This is a genomic window from Petrotoga halophila DSM 16923 (assembly GCF_002924615.1).
The window spans coordinates 1-7,508 of record NZ_JALY01000032.1 but is presented as its reverse complement, the minus strand read 5'-3'; the positions used below and the strand labels follow the sequence as shown (position 1 = coordinate 7,508).

The following is a 7,508-nucleotide window of genomic DNA, read 5'->3' as shown; positions in this document are numbered from 1 at the left end:
AATGAAATATTCACACTTGCGGGGGAAAGTGGATGTGGGAAATCAACAGTTTCAAAGATGCTGCTAGGATTTCTTGAACCAACACAAGGTGAAGTGTACTACAAAGGCAAAGACATAGTAAACCTAAAAAAATGGGAAGAGAAAAAAGAGTTCATGAAAGAAGTACAATCGGTATTTCAAAATCCTTTTGAAACATTCAATCCGTTGAGGAAGGTAGACAGATACCTATACGACACAGCAAAACAATACGGGATAACAAAGAACGGGAATGGAAAAAGGGTAGAAGAAGCACTAAAGGCGGTAGGATTAGGTATAACGGAAGTAAAAGGAAGGTACCCCAACGAATTTTCAGGAGGGCAACTACAAAGGATATCGGTAGCCCGATCGCTCATAACGACACCATCGTTGTTGGTAGCGGACGAACCGGTATCGATGGTGGATGCATCGTTGAGGATGTCGATAGTGAACTTGTTCAAAGATTTAAGGGACAAGTACAACGTAAGTGTATTGTACATAACGCATGATTTAGCAACCGCATACTACGTAAGTGACAGGATAGGGATAATGTTCAGAGGGAACATAATAGAGATGGGTGGGGTGGAAGATGTACTGATGAATCCGAAACACCCATACACACAGATGCTGAAAGAATCGATACCTGAACCAGATCCGAAAAAGAAATGGACAGAACGGATAAGTATAAAAGAGTTGGAAACAGAAGAGTACATGAGAAAAGGATGTAAGTTTGCAGGTAGATGTCCGTTTGTTATGGAAAAGTGTAAAGATAATATACCACCAGAAATACAAACAGAAAATCGTATGGTTCGATGTTGGTTGTATGAGAATAAGGGAGATAAATAAAACAAGAGTCGTACAAATAAAAAGGGGGATTTAAAAAACATGGAATATCATGTGGCAAAGACTGGCTCTGATCAAGCTTTAGGAAGTGAACAAGATCCTTTTTTAACGATAAATAAAGCCGCTTCTGTTGCTATGGCTGGAGATAAAGTTATAGTTCACGAAGGGGTATATCGTGAATGGGTAAAACCTAAAAACAAAGGATTAAGCAACAAAAGAAGAATTACCTATCAAGCAGCTGAAGGAGAAAAGGTAATTATTAAAGGATCTGAAAGGATCCAAGATTGGCAAAAGGTTGAAGGAAACATCTGGAAATGTGAATTACCGAACTCTTTTTTTGGTGACTTTAATCCGTACAAAGAAGAAATATTTGGAGATTGGCTTGTTACGACTGATCAGAAGAGACATTTAGGAGATGTTTATCTAAACGGTATGTCGTTTTACGAAGCTAACAGTTTTGAAGATTTAAAAGATCCTAAGGTTAGAACAGAGACAGTAGACCATTGGACACAAAAAAAGGTTCCGGTTTTAAATCCAGAGCAAACAAAGTATGTTTGGTATGCGGAAGTAGATGATCAAAAAACAACTATATACGCAAACTTCCATGGTGCGAACCCAAATGAAGAATTAGTAGAGATCAATGTACGCAGATCCTGTTTTTATCCAGATCAAATTGGGAGAGATTATATAACCGTGAAAGGTTTTGAAATGGCTCATGCTGCAACACCATGGGTTCCGCCAACAGCAGATCAACCTGGATTAATTGGAGCAAATTGGAGTAAAGGTTGGATAATTGAAAACAATATTATTCATGATTCAAAATGTAGTGCAATAAGTATAGGTAAGGAAGGTTCGACAGGACATCTATATCATTCAACTCGTAAAGACAAAACTGGGCATCAATACCAATTAGAATCTGTTTTTAGTGCTGAACATATCGGATGGAGTAAAGAAAGTATCGGGTCACATATTATTCGGAACAATACAATTTATGATTGTGGTCAAAATGCGATTGTAGGTCATTTAGGATGTGTTTTTAGTGAAATCTACAATAACCACATTTATAGAATTGCTATAAAAAGAGAATTTTGGGGACATGAGATTGCAGGTATCAAATTACATGCAGCCATAGATGTTCAGATTTATCATAATCGCATACATGATTGTTCTTTAGGGTTATGGCTGGATTGGCAAGCACAAGGAACAAGGGTAAGTAAAAACTTATTTTACAAAAATAATCGTGATTTATTTGTGGAAGTAAGTCATGGCCCGTATGTTATAGATCACAACATCTTAGCTTCTGAATATGCAATAGATAACATGTCTCAGGGTGGTGCCTACATTAACAATTTAATTGCTGGTAAGATGGAGAAAAGAAAAGTATTAAATCGTTATACTCCATACCATAGACCACATAGTACAACGGTTGCAGGGTATGCCTGTGTTTACGGTGGTGATGATCGTTTCTACAACAATATCTTTATTGGGAAAGATGAATTGGAAGGTGTTGGGACATCACATTATATGAATCATACAACATCATTAGAAGAGTACTTGAAGAAGGTGGATGAAAAAGGTTGGGATATTAAAATGCTTGAGTTAATAGAACAACCGGTGTATATTAATAACAATGCTTACTTCAATGGAGCAGAACCATTTGAAAGAGAAAAAGAGAAATTAGTTGATAAAAATTTTGATCCAAGATTTACTGTTATCGAGCAAGGTGAAGAAGTTTATATGTCTTGTGAACTTCCCGATACTTTTGAAAATATTGTAGGCGAAGTATGTTCAACAAATTCTTTAGAAAGAGTTAGGATTGTTGATGCTGATTTTGAACGTCCTGATGGGGGAAATTTAGTCTTAGACACAGACTTTTTAGATGAACAAAAACCTGAGAAAAGTTCCTTAGGTCCAATCTCTACTTTGAAAAAAGGTAAGAACTATATCAAAGTTTGGTAATAAAAATCAATACTAAATGTTCCATTTTTTTAGAACTATTGAGAAGGAGCCAGTATACCATGAAAATATCTTTCGGCTTTTATCCACAAGGCAAAATAAAGGCTTTAACCATGAGTTATGATGATGGACAAATTTATGACAGAAGATTGATAAGGATCTTCAATAAGTACGGAATCAAAGGTACCTTCCATTTAAATTCAGGAAAATTAGATTCAGAACCATTTTTAAACTCTTCCGAAATAAGGGATCTCTTTGAGGGTAATGAAGTTGCTATACATACATTAAATCACCCTTATCTCACAAGAGTACCAAAGGAATCAATAATTGAGGAAATTATGGAGGATAGGGAAAGATTAGAGTCTTTAGTAAACTATCCAATAAGGGGTATGTCATATCCTTATGGGGATTACGGTGAAGAACTTTTAGAATTACTTCCATATTTGGGAATTGAATATTCAAGAACTGTTAATTCTCATGGTAACTTTTCTCTACCTACACATTTTTTAAGGTGGAATCCTACTTGTCATCATGATGATAACTTGTTAAAAAAATATGAAGAATTTAAGAAATTAGAATCTAATGAAACTATGCCTTTGTTGTATGTATGGGGGCACAGTTTTGAATTTGAAAGGAATAATAACTGGGATCTGATTGAAGAGTTTTGCAAAAAAATATCGAACGATGAAACAATTTGGTATGAGACAAATGCAGAGATCATGGATTATTTGAAAGCTTTAAAGAATCTAAAATTTAGTGTAAATAAAAAAATAGTTTATAATCCTTCTGCTTTAACAGTATGGATAGGAGTGGATGGTAGTCCAGTGAAGGTAGAAGGCGGCAGATATCTGACTTTATAGTTCGAAATCTAAGTGTCATAGTGGGAATAAGATTTTGATTTTAAAAGAGGTTCAGAAGGTGACGTTTGTAAAGTATGTTTTGGAATATCTCGGGCAGTACTAAATTTGTGGAAAGGAGGAGTGATGAAATGAAGGATTTATTATTTGTAACCTCATTGTTAGGTGTTGGTTTACTGGCTGCTATTCTATTGGGAGGATCAAATCAAACAAATAGTCTAAATGGATTTATAAATCCAGGAGATTATGAGATGGTTTTGAACTTCGAAGAACCGGTTCAAATTGAAAAAGTTGGAGAAGCAGTGTCGATTACAGAAGTAGATGAATTTTCCTTCGAAGGTCAAAAATCCTTAAAGATAGAGAATAGAACCTCAGAATGGGAAAGTGCAGAAATTGATCTAACAAAAGATTGGCAAATTTTTAATTCAGCTAATTTCCAAATTACTACTCATATTTATCAAACTTCTCCTGATCCTCAATTATTTAGGTTAGTAGCTTATATAAAAGATAGTAAAGGGGAGCGCTTTGAAACAATCGCAGAGAAGGTTGTGATGCCAAATTATTGGAAAGAGATAAATGAAGAGTTCAAATTCAGTTTTAATGAACCCGTTGAAAAGTTTTCCTTGAGAATAGTAACTCCTTTGGAAAGTAATTTCACATACTATATAGACAACTTTCAGATTCTGGGAACTAACAAAGTTGAAAGAGCAGGAGTGATCTCTAAGACAAGCTTTGAAGACAAACAGCATAGTTGGGAACCAAGAGGAGATGGAGTCTCTATTTCGCTATCTAATGAAGTATCCCATAGCGGGAAATATTCTTTAGCTGTTGAGGGTAGGAAAAGTAATTGGAATGGCGCACAAATAAATCTTACAAAAACTTTAAAACCTGGAACCAGTTATGATTTCGAAATATATGTGTATCAAGATACCGGGCAAGATCAATTAATCACTCTCACAATGCAAAGAAAATACGCTTCTGATGCTAATACTAACTACGATACGATCTTATGGCAAAAAAAGGTTCCTTCAAATACATGGACACAATTGACAGGTTCTTATACCGTTAAATCTGGAACAGTAGTGGAAGGATTGATCTTTTATGTTGAATCACCAAATCCAACGCTCTCATTTTATTTGGATGATTTTTCAATGACAGATAAATCGATTCCTCTCTATGAACCTGAATGGGAAATTATAGATTTAAAAGATAAATATAAAGACAATTTTGATATAGGAGTTGCTATTCCTTACAAAGTTCTAATTAACCCACTTGAAATGAAGATGGTCGAAAAGCACTTTAACTCTATTACCGCTGAAAACGAAATGAAGCCAGAAAGTATTTTAATGGACTTAGGAAGTTATGATTTTTCAGTTGCCGATGAGTATATTGAATATGCTAAAGAAAAAGGCATAAAAGTTCGTGGACATACGTTAGTCTGGCACAGTCAAACACCTGAGTGGTTCTTTAAAGACGAAGATGGAAATTTAATTTTAAAGAATGAACTTCTTTCAAGAATGGAAACTTATATACACGACGTTGTCGGACATTTCAAAGGAGAAGTATATGCATGGGATGTTGTTAATGAAGCCATTGATCCCAATCAACCAGATGGTTATAGAAGGTCTCTTTGGTATGAAATCATGGGCCCAGAGTATATTGAGTATGCATTCAAATTCGCTCATGAAGCCGATCCAAACGCTAAGCTTTTCTATAACGATTACAATACTTACGAACCAAAAAAGAGAGATTATATATACAACATGGTAAAGGAATTAAAGGCAAAAGGAGTTCCAATTGATGGAATTGGAATGCAAATGCATATTGGAATTGGAACAGATCTCAAACAAGTTGAAGAGGCTATTAAGTTATTTAGTTCTATTCCTGGTATAGAAATTCAAATAACTGAAATTGACATGAGTGTTTATACAGATCAAGGATCCAACTACATGTCTCCACCATACGAAGCCTTAGTAGAGCAAGGGTACAAATACCAAGAACTTTTTGATATTCTCAAAAAATACGATGATGTTATAACCAGTGCAACTTTCTGGGGCCTTAAAGACGACTATTCTTGGAAAAATCAAACCAGAAACGATTGGCCGCTTTTGTTTGATAAAGATTATCAATCAAAATATGCATATTGGGGAATTGTAGAACCAACTGTTTTGCCAATAGTTCCAAAATCCAATGCAATCTCTCAAGGGACCGCTATTCCATATGGTATGTTAGATGATGATTATTTGTTTTCAAAGCCAATATTCATATATGATGAGAATGGTGAAGAAAAGCTTAATGCAAGAATAATATGGAATGAAAACAAATTATTTGTTTATGGTGAGGTCTTTAATGAAACAAGTGATGAAGAAGATGGAGTGGCGATATTCGTTGATCCTAATAATGCCAAGACACCTTACCTACAAGAAGATGATATATGGGTAATTATTCATCCAGATTGGACTGTTAAGAAAAATAAAGAAGATATGGAAGTTGAGTATTTTGTTAGCCCGGGTTATAAAAAGTATTCTTTTGAATGTTCCATAAATCTTTCGGCGAAATTAGAAAAAGGGAAAGAAATTGGATTTGACATAGCAGTAATAGACGGGGAGAACATATATAGTTGGAGTGATAACACAAATCAACAGAAATCGCAAACAATAAATTATGGAGTATTAACCTTGGAAGGTGTATCCGTAGGAACAGCAAAATATGGTACACCGATTATAGATGGAGAAATAGATGAGGTTTGGTTTCAAAGCGAAGAATATATCACCGAAACTATTGTATCGGGTAGCTCAAATAACGCAAAGGCCAACTTTCGAGTACTTTGGGATGAAAATGCCTTGTATGTATTGGCTATTGTTGAAGATCCGGTTCTTAATAAAGAAAATACAAACGCTTGGGAGCAGGATTCATTAGAAATATTCATAGATGAAAATAATAATAAAACAGGTTTTTACGAAAATGATGATGCACAGTATAGAATCAATTACGTAAATACCCCTTCATTTGGTACGGGAGGCTCTGCGGCCAATTTTAAAACTACTACAAAGATTATAGAAAGTGGTTATATAGTAGAAGCTGCAATTTCCTGGAGATTTATTTCCCCAAGTGGAGGAGAAGTCGTTGGATTTGATGTTCAAGTCAACGATGCGGGTGCGACTGGAAGTAGAGTAGGTATAACTACTTGGAATGACCCAACTGGGAATAACTATCAGAGCACTGTGAACTTTGGTAATATTATTTTAGAAAAATAAGTAAAAATTAGTACTTTTTGTTTATTCTTGGTGGCTAGGAGGAAGTTTGAATGTTTCCATATTCAAATGATGTAGATTATCAATGTTGGTTAAATTATCAAAGATTAGAAACTCCAAGTTTATATGATCAATATAAAGAATATTTAAAAAACATTGTAATAAATATCGACGGATATATAATCGATTCTATTAAAAATGAACTTTATTATAGTATAAAAAAATTTTTTAATATAGAGGCCATCATAACTAACAAGCCTATTAAACGTACTTTTACAATAATTTCGAAATTAGATGGGTGTTCATTTTTCAGTAACACAATAAAAGAAGAAGAATACACCTCATTAAATGAAGAGGGCTTTTTGATCAAAAAAGTAGAAAATTCTACAAAAAAATTTATATTAATAACAGCGAAATCTGATGAAGGTTTGCTATACGGTACCTACAAATTAATCCAAAACATACAAATGGAAAAACCTTTAGATCAGTTAAATCTATTAGAGAAACCTTATATCCCTCTGAGAATTATTAATCACTGGGATAATTTGGATGGAAGCATTGAAAGAGGATACCCAGGTAAATC

General features: G+C 34.4%; 5 protein-coding genes. All 5 read left to right on the top strand.

What is annotated here, in order from left to right; genetic code table 11:
- Nucleotides 1–861, top strand: an 861-nt coding sequence (locus AA81_RS01460) for an ABC transporter ATP-binding protein (protein ID WP_103897954.1), incomplete at its 5' end; no start/stop codon positions are given.
- Nucleotides 862–900: 39 nt separating this feature from the next.
- Nucleotides 901–2,817, top strand: coding sequence for a right-handed parallel beta-helix repeat-containing protein (locus tag AA81_RS01455; RefSeq protein WP_103897953.1), 1,917 nt, complete (start codon nt 901–903; stop codon nt 2,815–2,817).
- Nucleotides 2,818–2,876: 59 nt separating this feature from the next.
- Nucleotides 2,877–3,674, top strand: coding sequence for a polysaccharide deacetylase family protein (locus AA81_RS01450; protein ID WP_103078986.1), 798 nt, complete (start codon nt 2,877–2,879; stop codon nt 3,672–3,674).
- Between the two features lie 128 nt (nt 3,675–3,802).
- Nucleotides 3,803–6,928 carry an endo-1,4-beta-xylanase gene (locus AA81_RS01445; protein ID WP_103078985.1) on the top strand — a complete coding sequence of 1,042 codons (3,126 nt, stop codon included), beginning with the start codon at nt 3,803–3,805 and terminating at the stop codon, nt 6,926–6,928.
- A gap of 50 nt (nt 6,929–6,978) precedes the next feature.
- On the top strand, nt 6,979–7,508 hold a 530-nt coding region (locus AA81_RS01440), incomplete at its 3' end, for an alpha-glucuronidase family glycosyl hydrolase (RefSeq protein WP_211292618.1).

Excerpts from the sequence above, each read along its gene's own strand:
- AA81_RS01455 (WP_103897953.1), top strand. The coding sequence starts at position 901 with ATGGAATATCATGTGGCAAAGACTGGCTCTGATCAAGCTTTAGGAAGT.
- AA81_RS01450 (WP_103078986.1), top strand. The coding sequence starts at position 2,877 with ATGAAAATATCTTTCGGCTTTTATCCACAAGGCAAAATAAAGGCTTTA.
- AA81_RS01445 (WP_103078985.1), top strand. The coding sequence starts at position 3,803 with ATGAAGGATTTATTATTTGTAACCTCATTGTTAGGTGTTGGTTTACTG.